General features: G+C 39.9%; 1 pseudogene. It reads left to right on the forward strand.

Annotated features, from left to right (window positions below):
- Positions 1 to 243: pseudogene (locus AC23P2_RS31415) on the forward strand (S41 family peptidase); the annotation flags it as partial.

The raw sequence follows: 243 nt of genomic DNA on the forward strand, positions 1-243 counted from the left end.
TTACGGCCGATAACTACGCAAATTTACTTGCTGTCGGCACCAATTATGTCTTTACACTAGGTAAATATGAAAACGCGGCTTTTATAAGAACGGGTCAAACCAAAACAGTAGTGGCACAATCACTCCAAGAAGACCCCATGCCGTTTGATACAATATATACCAAAGTCAACAATAAAATTGGGAACTTGGTCTATAACCGTTTGAACTCAAAACCAAACAACAGCGACCAAGCCCTTTATTACC

The sequence above is a fragment of the Runella sp. R0.1_18 genome, assembly GCF_057652155.1.